The organism is Rhizobium sp. FKY42, from assembly GCF_005222835.1.
In the GTDB taxonomy this organism is placed as follows: domain Bacteria; phylum Pseudomonadota; class Alphaproteobacteria; order Rhizobiales; family Rhizobiaceae; genus Neorhizobium.
Genome location: NZ_STGA01000029.1, coordinates 220412 through 238230 on the forward strand (window position 1 = coordinate 220412; position 17819 = coordinate 238230).

At 57.4% G+C, this 17819-nt stretch carries 20 protein-coding genes; 16 read left to right on the top strand and 4 right to left on the bottom strand.

Annotated features, from left to right (window positions below; translation table 11 throughout):
- Nucleotides 1-21: 21 nt before the first annotated feature.
- The 4 genes from E8M78_RS11875 (at nucleotide 22) to E8M78_RS24040 (ending at nucleotide 4022) form a co-directional block, all read left to right on the top strand.
- The gene (locus E8M78_RS11875; RefSeq protein WP_137135243.1) at nucleotides 22-1908 is read left to right on the top strand and encodes an ABC transporter ATP-binding protein/permease; all 1887 of its coding nucleotides are present in this window, start codon (nucleotides 22-24) and stop codon (nucleotides 1906-1908) included.
- Nucleotides 1909-2151: 243 nt separating this feature from the next.
- On the top strand, nucleotides 2152-2853 hold the full coding sequence (locus E8M78_RS11880) for a phosphatidylserine decarboxylase (protein ID WP_137135244.1): 702 nt from the start codon (nucleotides 2152-2154) through the stop codon (nucleotides 2851-2853).
- A 25-nt stretch (nucleotides 2854-2878) separates the two neighbouring features.
- Nucleotides 2879-3694 carry a CDP-diacylglycerol--serine O-phosphatidyltransferase gene (gene pssA, locus E8M78_RS11885; protein WP_137135245.1) on the top strand — a complete coding sequence of 272 codons (816 nt, stop codon included), beginning with the start codon at nucleotides 2879-2881 and terminating at the stop codon, nucleotides 3692-3694.
- A 196-nt stretch (nucleotides 3695-3890) separates the two neighbouring features.
- Complete coding sequence (locus tag E8M78_RS24040) at nucleotides 3891-4022, top strand: hypothetical protein (RefSeq protein ID WP_281405061.1); 132 nt, start codon at nucleotides 3891-3893, stop codon at nucleotides 4020-4022.
- Between the two features lie 59 nt (nucleotides 4023-4081).
- On the opposite strand, the gene E8M78_RS11890 is transcribed toward E8M78_RS24040, so the two are convergent.
- Nucleotides 4082-4846: an SOS response-associated peptidase gene (locus E8M78_RS11890; protein WP_137135246.1), complete on the bottom strand. Its 765-nt coding sequence runs from the start codon at nucleotides 4844-4846 to the stop codon at nucleotides 4082-4084.
- 180 nt (nucleotides 4847-5026) lie between these two features.
- Between E8M78_RS11890 and E8M78_RS11895 the strand changes: the two genes are divergently transcribed.
- The 9 genes from E8M78_RS11895 to E8M78_RS11940 all read left to right on the top strand — a co-directional run bounded on the left by E8M78_RS11895 (nucleotide 5027) and on the right by E8M78_RS11940 (nucleotide 10535).
- Nucleotides 5027-5452: an NUDIX hydrolase gene (locus E8M78_RS11895; RefSeq protein WP_137135247.1), complete on the top strand. Its 426-nt coding sequence runs from the start codon at nucleotides 5027-5029 to the stop codon at nucleotides 5450-5452.
- Nucleotides 5453-5456: 4 nt separating this feature from the next.
- A complete protein-coding gene (locus E8M78_RS11900) occupies nucleotides 5457-5900 on the top strand; it encodes a TIGR02301 family protein (RefSeq protein ID WP_137135248.1) in 444 nt (147 codons plus the stop codon).
- A gap of 107 nt (nucleotides 5901-6007) precedes the next feature.
- The gene (locus E8M78_RS11905) at nucleotides 6008-6265 is read left to right on the top strand and encodes a hypothetical protein (protein WP_062552757.1); all 258 of its coding nucleotides are present in this window, start codon (nucleotides 6008-6010) and stop codon (nucleotides 6263-6265) included.
- Nucleotides 6266-6331: 66 nt separating this feature from the next.
- Nucleotides 6332-7093 (top strand): hypothetical protein, encoded by a 762-nt coding sequence (locus tag E8M78_RS23285; protein WP_170973400.1) that lies wholly within the window; start codon nucleotides 6332-6334, stop codon nucleotides 7091-7093.
- 83 nt (nucleotides 7094-7176) lie between these two features.
- A complete protein-coding gene (locus tag E8M78_RS11920) occupies nucleotides 7177-8019 on the top strand; it encodes a folate-binding protein YgfZ (RefSeq protein WP_137135251.1) in 843 nt (280 codons plus the stop codon).
- Nucleotides 8016-8633, top strand: coding sequence for an HD family hydrolase (locus E8M78_RS11925; protein ID WP_170973401.1), 618 nt, complete (start codon nucleotides 8016-8018; stop codon nucleotides 8631-8633). Before E8M78_RS11920 ends, E8M78_RS11925 begins: the two co-directional genes overlap by 4 nt.
- Complete coding sequence (locus E8M78_RS11930; RefSeq protein WP_137135252.1) at nucleotides 8630-9160, top strand: tyrosine phosphatase family protein; 531 nt, start codon at nucleotides 8630-8632, stop codon at nucleotides 9158-9160. Before E8M78_RS11925 ends, E8M78_RS11930 begins: the two co-directional genes overlap by 4 nt.
- A gap of 80 nt (nucleotides 9161-9240) precedes the next feature.
- A complete protein-coding gene (locus E8M78_RS11935) occupies nucleotides 9241-9624 on the top strand; it encodes a hypothetical protein (RefSeq protein WP_137135253.1) in 384 nt (127 codons plus the stop codon).
- A gap of 95 nt (nucleotides 9625-9719) precedes the next feature.
- A complete protein-coding gene (locus tag E8M78_RS11940) occupies nucleotides 9720-10535 on the top strand; it encodes a mechanosensitive ion channel family protein (protein ID WP_137135254.1) in 816 nt (271 codons plus the stop codon).
- A gap of 41 nt (nucleotides 10536-10576) precedes the next feature.
- On the opposite strand, the gene E8M78_RS11945 is transcribed toward E8M78_RS11940, so the two are convergent.
- The 3 genes from E8M78_RS11945 to E8M78_RS11955 are packed head-to-tail and all read right to left on the bottom strand — an operon-like array spanning nucleotide 10577 to nucleotide 13238.
- Nucleotides 10577-11389: an ABC transporter permease gene (locus E8M78_RS11945; protein ID WP_137135255.1), complete on the bottom strand. Its 813-nt coding sequence runs from the start codon at nucleotides 11387-11389 to the stop codon at nucleotides 10577-10579.
- Nucleotides 11386-12174 (bottom strand): ABC transporter ATP-binding protein, encoded by a 789-nt coding sequence (locus tag E8M78_RS11950; protein ID WP_170973402.1) that lies wholly within the window; start codon nucleotides 12172-12174, stop codon nucleotides 11386-11388. The genes E8M78_RS11945 and E8M78_RS11950 overlap by 4 nt, the downstream gene beginning before the upstream one ends.
- A 32-nt stretch (nucleotides 12175-12206) precedes the next feature.
- Nucleotides 12207-13238, bottom strand: a complete 1032-nt coding sequence (locus E8M78_RS11955; RefSeq protein ID WP_137135256.1) for an ABC transporter substrate-binding protein — start codon at nucleotides 13236-13238, stop codon at nucleotides 12207-12209.
- 237 nt (nucleotides 13239-13475) lie between these two features.
- Here E8M78_RS11955 and E8M78_RS11960 point away from each other — a divergent pair, with 237 nt between their 5' ends.
- From E8M78_RS11960 to E8M78_RS11970, 3 genes are read left to right on the top strand one after another with little or no spacing between them, the layout of a single operon-like run.
- A complete protein-coding gene (locus E8M78_RS11960; protein ID WP_137135257.1) occupies nucleotides 13476-16202 on the top strand; it encodes a DUF2339 domain-containing protein in 2727 nt (908 codons plus the stop codon).
- 8 nt (nucleotides 16203-16210) lie between these two features.
- Entirely contained in the window at nucleotides 16211-16858 is a 648-nt protein-coding gene (locus E8M78_RS11965) for an HD domain-containing protein (protein ID WP_170973433.1), read from the top strand.
- Nucleotides 16858-17703 (top strand): MOSC domain-containing protein, encoded by an 846-nt coding sequence (locus tag E8M78_RS11970; RefSeq protein ID WP_137135258.1) that lies wholly within the window; start codon nucleotides 16858-16860, stop codon nucleotides 17701-17703. The genes E8M78_RS11965 and E8M78_RS11970 overlap by 1 nt, the downstream gene beginning before the upstream one ends.
- Nucleotides 17704-17819: the final 116 nt, after the last annotated feature.

A 17819-nucleotide genomic window follows, 5' to 3' on the forward strand; every position in this document is an offset into this window, starting at 1 on the left:
AACCTCCTTCCGGAGGCAGTCATGCAGAACAAACAGAAGACCGTATCGGCGGACGCAAGCAATCCGTTCGCAACGATCGTGAACCTTTGGCCGTACATGTGGCCAGCAGGACGAAGCGATCTGAAAGCGCGTGTCGTTTGGGCGACGGTCTTTCTGATTGTTGCGAAGCTGGTGCTGATCGGGGTTCCCTACTTCTTCAAGTGGGCCACCGATGCCCTGAACGGCAAGCTGGATATGGTTGGCGTACTGCCGATGTTCCTCCTGGGCGCCGTCGCTTTGGTCATTGCCTATAATGTAACGCGAATCATCCAGCTCGGCCTCAACCAGTTGCGCGATTCGCTGTTTGCCAGCGTTGGCCAGTATGCGGTGCGCCAGCTTGCCTATCGTACCTTCGTGCACATGCATCAACTGTCTCTGCGCTTCCATCTGGAGCGCAAGACAGGCGGCCTTTCGCGTATCATCGAGCGCGGAACCAAGGGGATCGAAACGATCGTCCGCTTCACCATTCTCAATTCAGCGCCCACGCTGATCGAGTTTATTCTGACAGCGGCCATCTTCTGGATCAGCTACGGCTTTACCTATGTGGCAATTACGGCAGTAACCGTATGGGCCTATATCTGGTTCACCGTGAAGGCCAGCGATTGGCGCATCAGCATTCGCCGCTCCATGAATGCGAGCGATACCGACGCCAACACAAAGGCTATCGATTCGCTGCTGAACTTCGAGACCGTCAAATACTTCGGCAACGAGAAGATGGAAGCCGAGCGTTTCGACGCCTCCATGGCGCGCTATGAAAAATCCGCAACCCAGGTCTGGACATCTCTCGGCTGGCTGAACTTCGGTCAGGGCGTAATTTTTGGTCTCGGCACGACGATCATGATGGTGATGTCGGCGCTTGCCGTTCAACGCGGGGAACAGACAATCGGCGATTTCGTGTTCGTGAATGCCTTGCTCATTCAGCTCTCGGTGCCGCTCAATTTCATCGGTTTCGTTTATCGCGAAATTCGCCAGGGCCTGACGGATATCGAGCAGATGTTTGACCTGCTGGATGTGAAGGCGGAAGTTGTCGACAAGCCGGATGCGAAGCCGCTGGCAATTGCGCAGGGTGCCATTCGCTTCGAGAATGTTCATTTTGCCTATGATTCCGAGCGTCCGATCCTGAAGGGCATTTCCTTCGAGGTTCCGTCCGGGAAAACGGTCGCCATCGTCGGGCCATCGGGTGCAGGAAAATCCACGATTTCGCGGTTGCTTTACCGGTTCTACGATATTCAGCAGGGTGCCATAACAATCGACGGGCAGGATGTGCGCGATGTGACCCAGACCAGCCTGCGATCCGTCATCGGCATGGTTCCGCAGGACACGGTGCTGTTCAACGACACGATTGCCTACAACATTCGCTATGGACGAATTTCCGCCAGCGAAGACGAGGTGCTGAAGGCCGCGGAAATAGCACAGATCGGCACCTTCATCCGCAGCCTGCCGGACGGTTTCAAAACCATGGTCGGTGAAAGAGGCCTCAAGCTTTCCGGCGGCGAAAAGCAGCGCGTCGCAATCGCCCGGACCATCCTCAAGGCGCCACCGATCCTCATCCTCGATGAAGCCACATCCGCGCTTGATACGACCACGGAACAGGAAATTCAGTCTGCGCTTGATCTGGTTTCAAAGAACCGCACGACGCTCGTCATCGCGCACCGGCTTTCGACCGTCATCAATGCAGATGAAATCATCGTCTTGCGTCACGGTGAGATCGCTGAACGCGGCACACATGCCGCACTTCTGGAGCAGAACGGTCTTTACGCCTCCATGTGGAACAGGCAGCGGGAAGCAACGCAGGCCGAAGAGCATCTTCGTCAGGTGCGTGAAAGTGACGACATGGGCGTGGTCGTGCGCCGGGAGCCTGCGAACTAAAGCGCGGCGCACCTTATTGGATTCAGTAGAGCCGCGCTTTCGATCTTTTCTTGCCGCATGTACGTTATCGTTCAATCGAGGACGATTGAACGATAACGTACATACCGTAGGGTCAAAACCCAATCACGGTCTTTCTCGGGATCTCGTGAATGTGCCGAACCCAGGAACCGGATTGCCCCCAAAACGGTTTGCCTGTAGTCAGCTAAGCCAAGCATCAAGAAGCTCGACATTCTGGAGACACCATTGGTCAATCTGCTCGACACGATCCGCAACACGCTGGTTCCGATTCACAAGGAAGGCTATGTCTTTGTGATCGCCTTCTTCGTAGCGTCCCTGCTGCTCGGCCTCATTGCCGCGCCGCTGTTCTGGATTGGCCTTGTTCTAACGCTCTGGTGTGCCTACTTCTTCCGGGACCCGGAGCGCGTGATCCCGCAGGATGACGACATTATCGTCAGCCCGGCAGATGGCCGTGTGTCCTCGGTACAAATGGTCGTTCCTCCAGCCGAGCTCGACCTTGGCTCCGAGCCGATGCTGCGTATCTCCGTGTTCATGAACGTATTCGATTGCCATGTGAACCGCTCGCCCGCACGCGGACGCGTGTCACAGATCGTTTATCGCCCCGGCCAGTTCGTCAATGCGGAACTGGACAAGGCGAGCGTCGATAATGAACGCAATGGCCTGGTGATCGAAACAAAGCATGGCAAGCTGGGTGTCGTGCAGATCGCCGGTCTCGTTGCGCGTCGCATTCTCTGCTTTGTGCATCAGAACGAGCCGCTGGATGCGGGTGAACGTTTCGGCCTTATCCGCTTCGGCTCTCGCCTTGACATTTACGTGCCGGAAGGTGGTCAGCCGCGTGTATCTCTGGGACAACGCACAATCTGCGGCGAAACGGTCATAGCCGAGTTCAACTCGGGCAAGGGCCCAACCATCAGCCGTCGCAACTGATCAGGATCAAGAGCAGGACATCGCCATGCAGGATCAGGCCAGAACGGATCAGCAGGACAATGATGACGCACGTGGCCCGCGCCTGAGGGAAATTCCCCTTCGGCTGATGGTGCCCAACCTCATCACCGTGCTGGCAATCTGCGCAGGCCTGACCGGCATTCGGCTGGCCTTCGAAAGCCGCTTCGAACTCGCAGTCGCCATGGTCCTGCTGGCAGCCTTTCTGGATGGAATTGACGGACGCGTCGCGCGCGCGCTGAAGGCGACGTCTAAATTCGGCGTCCAGATGGATTCGCTCGCCGACATCATCAACTTCGGCGTGGCGCCCGCGCTGGTTCTCTATGTTTTCATTCTCGACAAGGTCGGCTCTATCGGCTGGATCGCGGCACTCATCTACGCCATTGCGGCCGGCCTGCGGCTCGCGCGCTTCAACGTGATGGCCGAGCGTGAGTATAAGGCAAAATGGCAATCCGAGTTTTTCGTCGGCGTGCCTGCACCCATGGGAGCAATGCTCGTCATGCTGCCGGTCTATCTCGGCTTTCTCGGCCTCGAACTTGACCGATCATTCGCCATTCTTGCGACCGGCTATACGCTCCTGATTGGCTATCTGCTTGTCAGCCGTGTTCCCGTATGGTCTGGCAAATCCGAAACGCGCGTGAGACGCGATCTGATGCTGCCCCTCCTCCTAAGCGTTGTTGTCTATGTCGCCCTGCTGATGAGCTTTACCTGGCAGATCCTGGCCCTGACTGCCGCGGCCTATCTCTGCTTTCTGCCCTTCTCTGCCAGTGCCTGGAAGAAGCGGTATGGCACACTGACAATTGAAGACGACCACGCCAATGTTTGATGCAGTGCAGCAGCAATGTTGCACTGCAATGCCAGGGAATAATTAACGTCACTCTCACTAAATAACGAATTATTAATATTTAAAAAAATATATCAAATTTTATTCTGACTCTGGACAAGACAAATTTTCGCCTGTTTCCTCTTCGAAACAGTCCGCCCGCACAGGCGGCAAAAGAATCATTTTTGGAGGAAAACTCATGAGCCAGAATGCAACACAGACGCTGAACCCGAAAACCGCTGAACTCCACACCCCTCTTCGTCCCCTGGGTATCAAAGCAGTTGTTGCTGCCGCTCTGATGCTGAAGCGCAATGTCCTGAAGAAGGCATAATTGCTTAACGCTTGAAAATCACTTGGGAGAACGGCCTGCGCCATATGGCGCGGGGCTGACTAGAACAGAGACAGTTGATCGCTTCCCGGTTTCGCCGCTGTCACGGCCTTGAGCTTCACGCTTGGCTCTACGGGCGTCTGAACGTCAGGCCCCATGTTCGAAACCTTGTTCACCAGATCTGATACAGGGATTGCTTCAAAGAAATCTGCCTGCGTTGGCTGCATCAGATGCTCGATATCGCGCGGCTCCTGCGTCTTGCAATCAAGCCACTGCTCGAAATCCTGCGGCTGGATGACAACTGGCATCCGGTTGTGGATGGGCGCGATTGATGCGTTTGCATGGGTTGTGAGGATAGCGGCGGTATCCACTTCCGAACCATCCGCAGAACTCCATGTTTCCATGAGACCGGCGAAGGCGACCACGGCACCGTTGCGAGGACGGATCCAGTAGGCTTGCGCCTTTCCGCCCTCCTCCTTTGAAGGTCTATGCCATTCGTAGAAGCCCGATGCCGGGACAAGGACGCGCCGATGACGCATGGCAGCACGAAACGATGCCTTGCCGATGGCCGTTTCAGCGCGTGCATTGATGAGCAATGGGAAATCCTTGGGATCCTTCACCCATCCGGGCAAGAACCCCCAACGCGCCAGTACGGCACGACGCTCTGGAAGATTGCTTCCGGGTGCCATTTTTTCGCCAGCCACGACGAGCAGGATAGGCTGTGTTGGCGCGATATTGTAGCGCTTGGGAAAGTCATCGATGTCGATGACGCTGAGGAATTCGAGGATCTCCTCCGGCGTCGCGGTCAAGGCATAGCGTCCACACATGAAACTGAGATGGCATCGCGGGGATGAGGCGTCAAGCCGCGCAGTTCGTCGACGGTGCGCGTGACCTCTCGCTTTCAAGGGTCGAAAAGAGAAGATAGGTTTTCGTGATTCGTGCGTATCGACTGTCGTTACACACAAGCGATCGGCGCTGGATCCCATTCAACGGAGTGATCAAAGTTCATGCCTGAACAGCCGCGGCTTGCTTCCTCTGCCATCCTGGAACGCGACGGCCGATTTCTGTTGATCCGCCGCCGGAACCCGCCGTCTGCGGACCTGTTTGCATTTCCGGGAGGTCGCGCAGAACCGGGAGAGACGCCAGAGGAAACAGCCGTGCGGGAATTTGAGGAAGAGACCGGGATTCCCGTCCGCGACCCTAAGCTTTTCGCGACCTATGATCTTCCGACCCGCGCCGAAAATGGCCAGATGACAAGTCCCTTCCTGCTCTCCGTATTTCTGGTGCAGAGCGATTCCTGCGATGAGGCGATCGCCGCGGATGATGCAAGCGATGCCGGATGGTATACGGCGGAAGAGATCAGGTCCCTTCCCGTTCCGGCCAGTGTACTGGAATGCGCGGAACGTCTCGCTCAACGCGGAAAAACGAAGTGAGGATATGTTGGTGACTGGGATTACAAGAATGCCAAGGCTCATCCTCTTTATTGTCCTGGCAGGGCTTTTCGGGCAGCCCGCGCTCGCGCAGAAGAAGCCGACCCCGCAGCCGACAGTAACGACGCCGCCCCAAACTGAGGAAAAGCCGACGCCTTATGACGGCCAACTGGCGCGGCTAGCGGAAGTCCTTGGTTCCATACACTATTTGCGGTCTCTGTGCGGCGCGGCCTCCGGTGACTGGCGCAGTGCGATGCAAACTTTGCTCGACACGGAAACCATAAATGAACCCCATAGACGGGAAAAATTGACGGCGGCCTTCAATCGAGGCTACAGGGCATTTGCAGCGGTGCACACGTCGTGCACACCCGCCGCACGTACAGCCGAAGAACGCTACCGTAACGAAGGTGCAACACTTTCTGGCGAAATCGCCACACGTTACGGAAATTAAGGTTTTATTAGCCTCTTTCGCGGTGCGGGCGTGTCGTTTTGATAAAAGGCTGCTAGTGTTGTTAACGTGCCGGTAACAACAGGCACCACCTTGTAAGAGGAATACACATGCAGACTGCGCGCAACGACATCGACGACATGATTGTGCACGAGAAGATGCAGGTGGCGCTCGAGTATCAGAACGAGGCCTGGGCGGATGGCCGCGCCGATGGCATCGAGCCTGAGATCATCGCGGACGCTGCAATTGCACTTGCCATGCGCGAAACAATTCGTCTGCATGGGGAAGCTGGCGCGGAAGCAATGCTGGATTCTCTTCGTGAGCGCATGCTCGCGGGCGAATTCTCCCCCGAACGCAAGATTCAGTGAATATGCTGCGTCAGTGAAAGACACAGCGTTTCATTTTTTCTCCTCGAAAATGCCAGGGACTTCCTCATGCCCAATGCATCGACGCAAGCGCGTATTGCGAAAGCGCTGATTGCCAGTGTCGCATTGTCCTCGACCCTTCTGATCGGCGGCACATCGCCCGGTTGGAGCTTAAGCATTTCGCACATCGATGGAACACGTATGGCGCAGGCGGAAACGCCTGCCGCACCCGCCGCGCCTGCGGCACCGGCCTCGCCTTCAGTACCTGCGGCACCGGTTGCACCATCTGCACCAGCCCCGTCGCCCGATGCTTCGTCTGCCCCTTCCCCGACAGACCCGGTTGCAACACCTGCGCAGGTCCAGTCCAGTGGAAAGGTGGAAATCATTCGTGATCTCTCCAAGCTTCCAGCGCCTGTTGCCCGGATGCGCAACCTGATCAACGAGGCGGCCGCGACGGGCGACATTGAAAGGCTTCGTCCCTTGGCTGCTTTCGATCCGGCCCAGATGCAGGTCGGCGCTGAAGGCGACGCGATCGAGGCCATCAAAAGCCTGTCCGGCGATCCTGATGGTCAGGAAATAATGGCCATTCTGATGGACCTTCTGCAGACGGGGGCCGCCCATATCAATGTGGGTAAACCAGACGAAATGTATGTCTGGCCCTACTTCGTCGGCAAGCCGCTCAATAAGCTGACCGGCCCCGAGCGCGTTGAACTGCTGCGCATCATCACAGCAGGTGACCTGATGTCCATGGAAGAAGGCAACAACTACAATTTCTACCGCATTGGCATCACGCCGACCGGGCAGTGGAAAGTGTTCGCCGGCGGCGATTGAGCCAACACCTCCGCTCAATCCGGTGGCTTGCCTCAATGGTGAGTGCTGATTATCTGTGATGTTACAACACGGATACGAATCTCATGCCTTCTGCCAGCCTTTCAGACCGAAGCTTCATCCATGTCGGCGGTGCCGATGCGCAGAGTTTTCTGCACAATCTCATCACGACCGACGTCAATGGTTTGCCCACAGGCGAAGCCCGCCCCGGTGCATTGCTGACCCCGCAAGGCAAGATCCTGTTCGACTTTCTGATCTGGCGGACCGGCGAAGGCTTCACCCTCGAATGCCCATCAGGAATTGCCGATGCGCTGCTCAAGCGCCTGACCATGTACAAGCTTCGAGCCGCGGTTTCTCTTTCCGCAACGGCAGGTGGCGTGAGCCTGCTCTGGGGCGAGGAGGCTGACTCTGCGCAAGGCATATTGGACGCTGCCTTCGCCAAGGTAGGCCTCCGCGTCATTCGGCAACCCGAGACTGAAGCCTTTGACTCAAGGGAAGCCTATGATCGTCTTCGCATAGAAGCGGGCATTGTCACGGCACCACAGGATTACGCGCTTCAGGATGCCTTCCCGCATGATGTCCTGATGGATATGAATGGGGGTCTGTCCTTCCGCAAGGGCTGCTATGTGGGTCAGGAAGTGGTTTCGCGCATGCAGCACCGTGGCACGGCACGGCGCCGCGTTGTACAGGTCGTAGCAGACGATGCACTTCCCGAAACGGGCACCGAGTTGACCGCAGACGGCAAGCCAATAGGTCAGCTGGGTACGGTGGTCGGGAACCGGGCACTGGCAATCGTGCGGATTGACCGGGCGGGCGATGCCATGGCCAATGCAGTGCCAATCCTCGCTGGCGCGGTGACGGTAAGGCTCGCACTACCGGGCTGGACCGGCCTCAGCTTCCCCACCAATGCGGACGGGACTGAGTCGTGACAACGGCATCTTCTACGCGCGCCTGGCAGCGCATGCTTTCCGGCCGAAGGCTGGATCTTCTCGACCCCTCGCCGCTGGATGTAGAGATTTCCGACATCGCCCATGGTCTTGCACGGGTGGCGCGTTGGAACGGCCAGACGCGCGGCGATCACGCCTATTCCGTTGCCCAGCACAGCTTGATGGTCGAGATCATCTTTCGCCAACAGAACCCTGCCGCATCGCCCATCGACTTACTGCTGACGCTTCTGCACGATGCACCGGAATATGTAATCGGCGACATGATCTCCCCTTTCAAGGCGGTGGTCGGCGGCGGGTACAAGGCGGTGGAACATCGCCTGGAGGCGGCGGTGCACCTGCGTTTCGGCCTGCCTCCGCATCCTTCGCGAGAACTTAAGGTGAAGATCAAAAAGGCGGATACAATTGCTGCCTATTTCGAAGCCACGGAGCTTGCCGGCTTCTCTCAAGATGAGGCACGCAAGTTCTTTGGCCTGCCGCGCGGAATAACACGGGAAATGCTACCTCTCGAACCGATGTCGGCACTTGCGGCGCAGGCTGAGTTTTTAAGCCGTTTCAATGTGCTGGAAACGCAACGCGTGACGGGCGTTTCGACATGACCGGTTTCGTTGTAGGGCCGTTGGAGAAGATCGCGGAACTGGCGGTCAGGCACCGCTCCACCGAGATGGTGAGCCTGATTGCGGAGAACCAGGACTTCCATCGTCCAGGCGTCATTCGGGCCGACCGCCATCTCAAGCTGAAGATGAACGATATTGCCTTTGCGGGAACGGGCAATCTCTTCGCACCAGCAGAAGAGCACGTTTCCCAGTTGATCGATTTCGCGCAGAGCTGGGATCAATCGGCGCCGCTTCTCATCCATTGCTGGATGGGAGTATCCCGGTCACCCGCCGCTGCGCTTATCGCCTGTCTTGCCATTGATCCTCATCAGGACGAGTTCGATCTCGCTGGCAGATTGCGCGAGGTCGCGCCACATGCCACGCCAAACACGAGATTGATCGAGTTCGGGGACCGCATTCTAAAACGTGAGGGTCGCCTGGTGGCAGCCGTAAAATCGATGGGCCGCGGCGCTGACACCGATGGGCGGGCAAGTTTCATGTTACCGCTTTGCCGTGATCCAAATTCATGAGCTGATTCAACATTGAGTGACTTTGTTTAAGTCAAGTAAATGCATCCTTTGGTAGAAACCACCACCAGAGGAGAATATTCATGTATCAGAAACTTTCCGCATTTGCTTTGTTCATTGCCATTGCGACCCTGCCAACTTCAGGCCTATCTCAGTCAATTCCGTACAATCCCCGCGCCTTACAAATCCCGGAAGGGCATGTATCGATAAATGTGAGCCTTGGCCTATCCAATCCCATTGTCGAGGGCACGGCGGTTGAGGAGCAGATAGAGGCAATCCAGAAGCGAGCCTACCAACTGGCTGGAAAGCAGTGCCAGATCATTACTCAGTCTATAGCCGATAGCTGCAAGCTGCTTGGCATAACCACCAACATCAATACGCAGCGCCAGTCACCGATGTCGCAGATTGGAATCACCCTGCAGGTCAATCTTGCAATCCGTTTTCGTGATGAGATCAGCAAGCCCTGAAGAGGCAAAAAGGTCGTGACCCAGCTCTCTTGATACCTCAAATGTCTGCCCCAATTAGCCTTCCGTAATCAATAACGATAGGCAACCTTCCCCGCATGGATCAACAGGCTACCGATTTCGTCGTGGCAACACGCGCAGCACTCGCCCAGCTTTCCGCTCTCGCCGTTCAATATTCGTTTTCCGTGGTCGGCGCACTTCTGCTGCTCATCGTCGGCTGGCTTGCGGCGGGAATTTTTTCCCGCTGGGCGCATGAAGGACTCGGGCGTATTCGCGGTTTCGATGCAACGCTGGCGCAGTTCTTCGCCAACATCATCCGCTACGCCATTCTGATTATCGTCGTTGTGATGGTCCTTGGCCAATTTGGCGTGCAGACCGCATCCATTCTGGCGGCTCTCGGCGCCGTCGGTCTCGCCATTGGTCTCGCCCTGCAAGGCACGCTGCAAAACATTGCGGCGGGCATCATGCTGCTTGTCCTGCGCCCCTTGCGCGTTGGCGAATACATCGAAACACCGAGTGTGAGTGGCACCGTGCAGGATATCGGTCTCTTTGCGACAGAATTGAAGACCTATGACGGTCTCTACCGACTGACCCCAAATTCCCTGCTCTGGAACGTGCCGGTGACAAACCACAGCCGCCTGCCGACGCGCATGCACGATCTGAAGCTGCACGTCGCCGATCAGGATGCGATCGAGCGCTCCATGCAGATGCTGCTCGACATGGCAACATCCGACGAGCGCGTTCTGAAGCAGCCCGCTCCTGTCGCCTTCGTGACCGACCTGACCGATGGTGGCGCCGTCATCTCGTTGCGGTACTGGGCCAATACGGGTGTCTGGTGGGCCGTATCGCGAGATATGACCAAGCGCGCAAAGGAAGCATTTCACACAGCGGGCATCACGGTGCGCACCGCATGAAAATTGGAGATGGCGGCGAGCGAACTCGCCCCCAGCCTTGGTTACTGTGCCATCGTTGACCGGTGCGCCCAGCCGGTCATGCGGCGCTCAAGCCAGGCCATGATGGCGTACATGACGATGCCCTCGATCGCCAACATCAGCAGTCCCGCAAAAACCAGCGGCACGTTGAACTGGCTCTGAGCTGAACTCATCATATTGCCGAGGCCATAATTGGAAGCGACAGTTTCCGACACCACCGATCCGACAAAAGCGAGCGTAATCGCCACCTTCAGGGAGCCAAAGAAATAGGGCATGGAGCGCGGGATACCCACCTTCAACATGATATCCATCTTCTTGGCACCGAGCGCCCGAAGCACGTCCTCTGTTTCCGGTTCAATCGTCGCAAGGCCCGTGGCGACGTTGACGACAATCGGGAAGAAGGAAATCAGGAAGGCCGTCAAAACAGCCGGAACCGTGCCGATGCCAAACCAGATGACAAGGATCGGAACCAGCGCCACCTTCGGAATGGCATTGAAGCCAATCATCAGGGGGTAAAGACCGGCATAAATCGTCTTCGACCATCCAATGAACAGGCCAATAGCAAGCCCCGCAACGACCGCAATCGCGAAGCCAAGGGTCGTCGTGTAGAGCGTCTGGATGGAATTCTTCCAGATCGGAGACCAGTATTTGGCAATGGCGCCGAACACATCGGTCGGTGCGGGCAGCACTGTCGGCGGCATATCAAGCGCAATAACCAGCAGCTCCCAGGCGACGAAAAGCGCGATGGTGTAGAGCCAGGGCGCTGCCTTGACCCAGTTGATCCGCGCCATGACGGGCTTTGTGACAACGGGCGGGGTTTCCAGAACAGCACTCATGCAGCCACCCTCGCCTTTGCGATTTCGCCGTGCAGCTCGTGCACCATGTCATTGAAAGCAGCCTGATACATGACTTCGAGATCACGGGGACGTTCAAACGGCACGCGATGCTCCTTCAAGATTCGGCCCGGCCTCGCACTCATGACGAAGATCTTGTCAGCGAGGAACACCGCCTCGCGCAGATCATGCGTTACCAGAATGATCGTCACGCCCTGAGCGGCATGGAGATCACGGATCACGCACCAGAGTTCTTCGCGCGTGAACGCATCCAGAGCGCCGAATGGTTCATCCAGCATCAGCAGTTCCGGTTCGTGGATCAGCGCCCGGCAAAGGTTGGCACGCTGCTGCATGCCACCGGATAGCTGCCAGGGGAATTTCGATCCGAAACCTTTCAGACCCACGATTTCCAGCAGCCGCTCCGCCTTTTCGACATACTCCTTCTTGTTGGCCCGCAGGCGATGCCGATGTTTTTCGACGATCTCCAGCGGCAGGAGAATGTTTTCAAGCGTGGTCCGCCACGGCAGCATGGTGGGATTTTGAAAGGCCATTCCGACAATCGAAACCGGTTTGGTAACCTGTTGTCCCGCAACGACGACAACGCCAGTCTGCGGAATATGGAGGCCGGTCACCAGCTTCATGAGCGTGGATTTACCGCAGCCCGATGGTCCGACGACCGCGGCAAACTCTCCCTTGTCGACCCGCATGGTCAGGCCGGATACCGCCAGCGTGCCGCTTGCGCCCCCGTAGCGCATATCGACATTATCGATGGAAACCAGATGAGACATGTTCTCTCCTTCGCACTGGCGGTGTCGCTGCCTTACGGCAGCATCCGCTCGGCCTTCGGCGGCAGGTAGCTTGCATCGAAGACCTGCTCGGCCTTGACGTTGCCCTTCAGCCCCATGGAAATCTTCAGCGTTTCGATCGAGGCACCGAGACGCGCCATATCCACGCCACCGAAGCCGTTTTCCTTCACATAAGGGGTCTTGATGTTCATGGCGTTTGCCATGTTAAGGCGCTCAAGCTCGATCTTGCTATCGAGGGTTTCGTTACGCTTCAGAACAGCTGCAACACCTTCTTCCGGTTTTGCCACGGCATCGGCAAAACCCTTCGCCAGTGCCTTCATGAAGCCCTTCACCGCAGCAGGGTTTTTCTGAGCGAAATCAGTATTGATCAACACGGCGTTGCCATAAAGATTCAAGCCATGTTCCGCCATCAGGATCGTGGAAATATCCTCATCCTTGATGCCCTGCTTCTTAAGGTTCAGGATGACCGAGAAGGCAAAGCCAAACACGGCATCCACATCGCCCTTGGCAAGCATGGGTTCGCGAACCGGGAAGCCGATCGATTCGATCTTGATCTTGCTGTCATCGATCTTGGCGACCTGCTTGAAAGCCTTCCACTGGGCGAATGCACCATCCGGCGGCGGTGCGCCCAGCTTCTTGCCTTCCAGCGACTTGGGATCGGTGGTGATTCCGAGCGATTTACGGCCAACGACCGCAAAGGTTGGGCGCTCATAGACCATCATTGCTGCCTTGATCTTCTGGTTCGGATCTTCATCCAGGAACTTGATCAGCGAGTTGATGTCACCAAAGCCCATCTGGTAGGCACCTGTTGCAACGCGCGGGATGGCTTCGACCGATCCATTGCCGGTGTCAATCGTAACGTCCAGACCTTCCGCCTTGAAGTAACCCTTATCGACAGCCAGCAGAAAGCCTGCAGCCGGCCCTTCGAACTTCCAGTCGAGCGTAAACTTGATGGCTGTGTCTGCAAAGGCAGGCGCGGAAAACCCGGCGCTCAACGCCACTGCAGCGATGACCGGAAGCTTGGAAAACAGACGGCGCGTGAACATTCATTCCCCCTGAAGGCGTTATTAGGATGCGCACATGAAAGCCGTTCATCACGTCTGTTGCAAGCCTCATTTGCATAAAATATGGACATTTAAATTTTTTGTACTTTTTTTAGACTCCATGCCAATTACTTAGGCCGGACATGCTTTTCGCTTCGGCACCCATCCGGTGTTTTGCAGCCTTTCCTTTACGGCGTAGCAGACGATATAACGGGTTCCGAAACCGGACGCGGGGCGCCTATGTACGAATTGCTGGTTCTTGTTAGTTTGCTGGCTCTCTTTGTCGGGCAGCGTCGCCTAACCAACCGGGTTCATCAGTTGGAAACGGAACTCAAGCTGCTGAAACTGCAGCGGGAAGCGGTTGACCCAGTCGGAGCCAGAATTCACGCGCCGGATCAGGCGACAGAGGAATCAGAGTTTGCTTCTGACGAGCCGCCTGGCGAGCCAAGCATTGCGGAGGCTGAGACTGAAGTTGAGGGAGCGACATCTCCTCTTCCGGTCGCGGCCAATTCAAGCCCAAGCGAAAGCCTTGAAAGCAGGCTCGGCGCGCAGTGGACGGTCTGGGTGGGCGGCCTGGCACTCGCTCTTGGCGGCGTTTTCCTTGTTCGCTATTCCATCGAAGCTGGCCTCCTGGGGCCAGCAGCGCGACTAACGCTTGCTACGATTTTCGGGCTTCTGCTGGCGGCAGGCGGTGAAATGTTGCGCAGGGGATCACTGCCCAGACTTCCACAGGCCTATAACAACGCCATGATTCCTGGTATTCTAACCGCCGCGGCAAGCGTGACCCTGCTGGCGACGGTGTTTACCGCACATGCCTTCTATGGCTTCCTCGGGCTGACAACGGCCTTTGTCCTTCTCGCACTTGTTTCCTTCGCCACGCTGGCACTTTCCTTGTTGCATGGGCAGGCGCTTGCGGGGCTCGGTCTGGTTGCGGGTCTGGTTTCGCCGCTACTTGTGTCCAGCGACGATCCGAGTTTCTACGTTCTGTTTGGCTATCTCACCACGGTTTGGTGCGCCGCGACGCTGGCTGCCCGGATTCGTGAGTGGCGCATTCTGCCCGTTTTCGCCAACGTCCTGATGATGTGCTGGATCATGTTCAGCTGGGGAAGCGCCTATATTCTGGAGCCCAGCGCCCTGCCACCACCGCCTGCCTCTGGCATCGCCTTGATGGTCATGATCGCAGGAACCGCCTTCTTCTGGCCAGGTCGCCGGTTTGAGGCAGACATAACGGAACCGGCAGCCGAACGCGGCCTGTGGCGCTATACGCGGCGACTGCTTTCGCGCTCGCCCAAGGCCATCATGATTTCAATCTCACTGGCGGTCATGTTGTCGGTGTTGACCATGGTTGCGGCGGATCTTCCGACTCATGCAGATTCCGTGATGATCTTTGTGGCGGTCACGGGCTGCCTTGCGAGCCTCGGCGCTGGTCGCCGATCCGCGACAATTCCTGCAATCTTTGCTGGGTTAACCGCCATCTGGGGCATCGCGCTCTTTGCGTTGCTGGATGCATCCCGCGTGGTCAGCTCCGCTTTGCCGCAGACTGCGGCTCATGGCTGGCTGAGCAGCATTGCACCGGAAGCAATGGGTGGCCTTGTCCTCGGCGGCGTCTTCACCCTATGCGGCTGCCTGTTCATTCGCCGCAATGACCGGATCGACCCGGAATTCAGCGTGCTGTGGGCGCTTCTCGCATCGGTCATTCCCCTCGGTATCGCCTCCATCACGTTCATCAACTACGGAGCGCTGAACGGTGACTGGTGGCACGCCATTGCGATGCTGCTGACGGCAGGGGCGCTTCTCGCGACGGCATTGCGTATCTCGAAATCAGAGACCGAACCGGCGTTTGCGAACATGCCGCGTGACTTGTTCATACTGGGCTCGTTCGGCGCACTCACCCTTGCGCTGCATTGCCTGACCAAGGGGCTCATCACGACAATCGGCGTTCCGATCATCGGCGCAGCCTATGTGCTGGCGAGCGCGCGCTTCCACTGGCGCGGTCTGCCCTGGGCGATGATTGCCGCCGCCTTCGTGACACTGGTCCGGATCGGGTGGGAGCCGACCATCGTCGGGGCGCAAAATCTTTCGACGACGCCGGTCTTCAACCAGTTGCTGGCGGGATACGGCGTTCCGGCCGCGCTGCTGACCTTTTCCGCATGGTATCTCCGGCGCTGGGACGGTCGGCGTACCTTGAACGCACTCCAGGGGCTGGCGGCGCTCATGGGGCTGATCGCGATTGCCATACTCGTTCGCCATGCCATGAACGACGGCGTGCTGAACGATGCCGTGCCGACCCTTGGCGAACAGTCGATCTATACGCTGCTGCTGATCGGCTTGTCAGGCATTTTGATGACGCTGGATTTTGGCAATCCATCCGGTGCTTTACGCTACGGCTCCATTCTCGCAGGCGTACTTGCAACGTTAAACGCACTCTTCCTGCATCTCGGTGCGCTCAATCCCTTCTTCACGGATGAAAGTCTTGGCACCTGGCCTTTGGTGAACCTGCTGCTGCCGGGCTATCTTCTTCCTGCGCTCGCCTATGCGGGGCTTGCCTATTATGCGCGTGACAAGCGCCCGCGCCCTTATGTGGTGATGCTGGCGATCGCCGCAGCGGTTCTTGTCTTCGCGTGGGCAACGCTGAGTGTTCGCTGGTTCTGGCAAGGGCCGCATATTGCGGAGTGGAAGGGCTTCCTCTCTGCCGAAACCTATACCTACTCCGTCGTGTGGCTGGCGATTGGAGTTGGCCTTCTGGTTCTCGGATCGCGTTTCAATGCCAGAAGTTTGCGTCTTGCATCAGCCGTGCTGGTTCTGATCGCGGTCTGCAAGGCTTTTCTCATCGATATGTCCAATCTGGAAGGGATTCTTCGCGCCCTCTCCTTCATCGGCCTCGGCGGCGTTCTGATCGGTATCGGCCTGTTCTATCAAAAGGTCTTGGCCCGCACAGCGCCAGCCCAGGATGAGCCAGCGGCATGATGCACAAAATGACAGATCATTTTGCGCCGTTTCAGGATCTGGCGTCGGCGCTGCTGCCACATGCGTTTGATGTAGAAGATGGCGCACATGATGCGGCGCATCTCGCCCGCGTGTTCAAGAACGCCATGCGCATTCATGCGGCTGAAGGCGGGGATGCAGAGGTGATCGCCGCCGCCGTTCTTCTGCATGATTGCGTGAATGTGGAGAAGAACTCTCCCGACCGTCCCCATGCATCACGTATGGCAGCGCGAAAAGCGAGTGTGCTCATCCAAAACCTTGGCGGCTTCACAGATAGAGTCGATAAAGTCGCCCATGCTATTGAAGCACATAGTTTTTCGGCAGACATCCAGCCGGAAACCATTGAAGCTAAAATCCTTCAGGATGCCGACAGGCTGGATGCAATTGGTATGATAGGAGCCGCCCGCTGCTTCTACATATCAGGCTGCATGGGCAGCAGTCTCTACGATCCCGCCGATCCGCGGGCCTTGCATCGCGATATCAACGGCAGCCGTTTTACGCTGGATCACTTCCCCGAGAAGCTGTTCAAACTCACCGAGGGCTTTCAAACGCAAACCGGGCAGGCCCTTGCGCAAACGCGGCATGCGCGACTAAAGCTTGTCTACGATATACTTCTGGACGAGATCGAGAACGGCTGATGCGTGTTTCCGCCCTGAATATTTTTCCGCTGAAAAGCGCCCGTGGCATCAGCCTTAACGAGGCCCAGGTGGATGCCTTCGGGCTGGCCGCTGACCGCCGCTGGATGGTGACCGAACCGAACGGAAAGTTCGTGACTCAACGTGACCTGCCGCAGCTGGCGCAGATATCCGCCTATGCAGACGAGAATGGCCTTACGCTGCGGATGGGTAGCGATGAGCCCTTCCTTGCGCCATCCTCTCCGGATCGCCGCAGACAAGACGTCATCATCTGGGACTCGACGGTGAGTGCGGCAGTTGCCGACGATGAGATGAACCAGACGCTCTCCCGCTGGATGGGGCGCCCTCTGCAGCTTGTCCATTTCGATGAGGCATCGCGCCGGACGGCGAGCGTGAACTGGGTGGGTGAGGAAACGCCGGTGGCCTTCGGTGATGGCTATCAGGTGCTGATCACCAACACGGCCTCGCTGAACGCGCTGAACGAAAACATGGCGGCCCATGGTGAAACCACCGTGGGAATGGAGCGCTTCCGCGCCAATATCGTGCTGGAGCATGATGTAGCCTGGGCCGAGGACGGCTGGGAAGCCGTCAAAATCGGCGAAATTCTCTTCAGGCTCGTCAAACCCTGTGCACGCTGCATCATGACGACTCAGGATCAGGCAACTGGATCCCGCGACATTGCTTCGCCTGTGCCTGCCATGGGTCGGATCCGCATGTCAGCGGATCGAAGCGTGCCCGGTCCGCTTTTCGGCTGGAATGCCGTGCCTGTGGGTAACGGTACGATCAAAGTGGGCGATGAAGCGCAGCCCGTCGGCGCAAGAGAGCCATGGGCGATCAAGAAGCGATAAGGGAGAAGCACGCTTATCCGCTCATTCATCACAGAGTTGAATGTAAGCGATAAAGAAAACTCACTTGGTTTTGATCATGGCCCGGTTATTCTTCGGCGAAATGGGATGATACCGAT

Excerpts from the sequence above, each read along its gene's own strand:
- E8M78_RS11900 (WP_137135248.1), top strand. The coding sequence starts at position 5,457 with ATGTTGGTGACTGGGATTACAAGAATGCCAAGGCTCATCCTCTTTATT.
- E8M78_RS11965 (WP_170973433.1), top strand. The coding sequence starts at position 16,211 with ATGACAGATCATTTTGCGCCGTTTCAGGATCTGGCGTCGGCGCTGCTG.
- E8M78_RS11970 (WP_137135258.1), top strand. The coding sequence starts at position 16,858 with ATGCGTGTTTCCGCCCTGAATATTTTTCCGCTGAAAAGCGCCCGTGGC.
- E8M78_RS11930 (WP_137135252.1), top strand. The coding sequence starts at position 8,630 with ATGACCGGTTTCGTTGTAGGGCCGTTGGAGAAGATCGCGGAACTGGCG.
- E8M78_RS11935 (WP_137135253.1), top strand. The coding sequence starts at position 9,241 with ATGTATCAGAAACTTTCCGCATTTGCTTTGTTCATTGCCATTGCGACC.
- pssA (WP_137135245.1), top strand. The coding sequence starts at position 2,879 with ATGCAGGATCAGGCCAGAACGGATCAGCAGGACAATGATGACGCACGT.
- E8M78_RS11920 (WP_137135251.1), top strand. The coding sequence starts at position 7,177 with ATGCCTTCTGCCAGCCTTTCAGACCGAAGCTTCATCCATGTCGGCGGT.
- E8M78_RS23285 (WP_170973400.1), top strand. The coding sequence starts at position 6,332 with ATGCCCAATGCATCGACGCAAGCGCGTATTGCGAAAGCGCTGATTGCC.
- E8M78_RS24040 (WP_281405061.1), top strand. The coding sequence starts at position 3,891 with ATGAGCCAGAATGCAACACAGACGCTGAACCCGAAAACCGCTGAACTC.
- E8M78_RS11945 (WP_137135255.1), bottom strand. The coding sequence starts at position 11,389 with ATGAGTGCTGTTCTGGAAACCCCGCCCGTTGTCACAAAGCCCGTCATG.
- E8M78_RS11905 (WP_062552757.1), top strand. The coding sequence starts at position 6,008 with ATGCAGACTGCGCGCAACGACATCGACGACATGATTGTGCACGAGAAG.
- E8M78_RS11890 (WP_137135246.1), bottom strand. The coding sequence starts at position 4,846 with ATGTGTGGACGCTATGCCTTGACCGCGACGCCGGAGGAGATCCTCGAA.
- E8M78_RS11950 (WP_170973402.1), bottom strand. The coding sequence starts at position 12,174 with ATGTCTCATCTGGTTTCCATCGATAATGTCGATATGCGCTACGGGGGC.
- E8M78_RS11895 (WP_137135247.1), top strand. The coding sequence starts at position 5,027 with ATGCCTGAACAGCCGCGGCTTGCTTCCTCTGCCATCCTGGAACGCGAC.
- E8M78_RS11875 (WP_137135243.1), top strand. The coding sequence starts at position 22 with ATGCAGAACAAACAGAAGACCGTATCGGCGGACGCAAGCAATCCGTTC.
- E8M78_RS11955 (WP_137135256.1), bottom strand. The coding sequence starts at position 13,238 with ATGTTCACGCGCCGTCTGTTTTCCAAGCTTCCGGTCATCGCTGCAGTG.
- E8M78_RS11960 (WP_137135257.1), top strand. The coding sequence starts at position 13,476 with ATGTACGAATTGCTGGTTCTTGTTAGTTTGCTGGCTCTCTTTGTCGGG.
- E8M78_RS11940 (WP_137135254.1), top strand. The coding sequence starts at position 9,720 with ATGGATCAACAGGCTACCGATTTCGTCGTGGCAACACGCGCAGCACTC.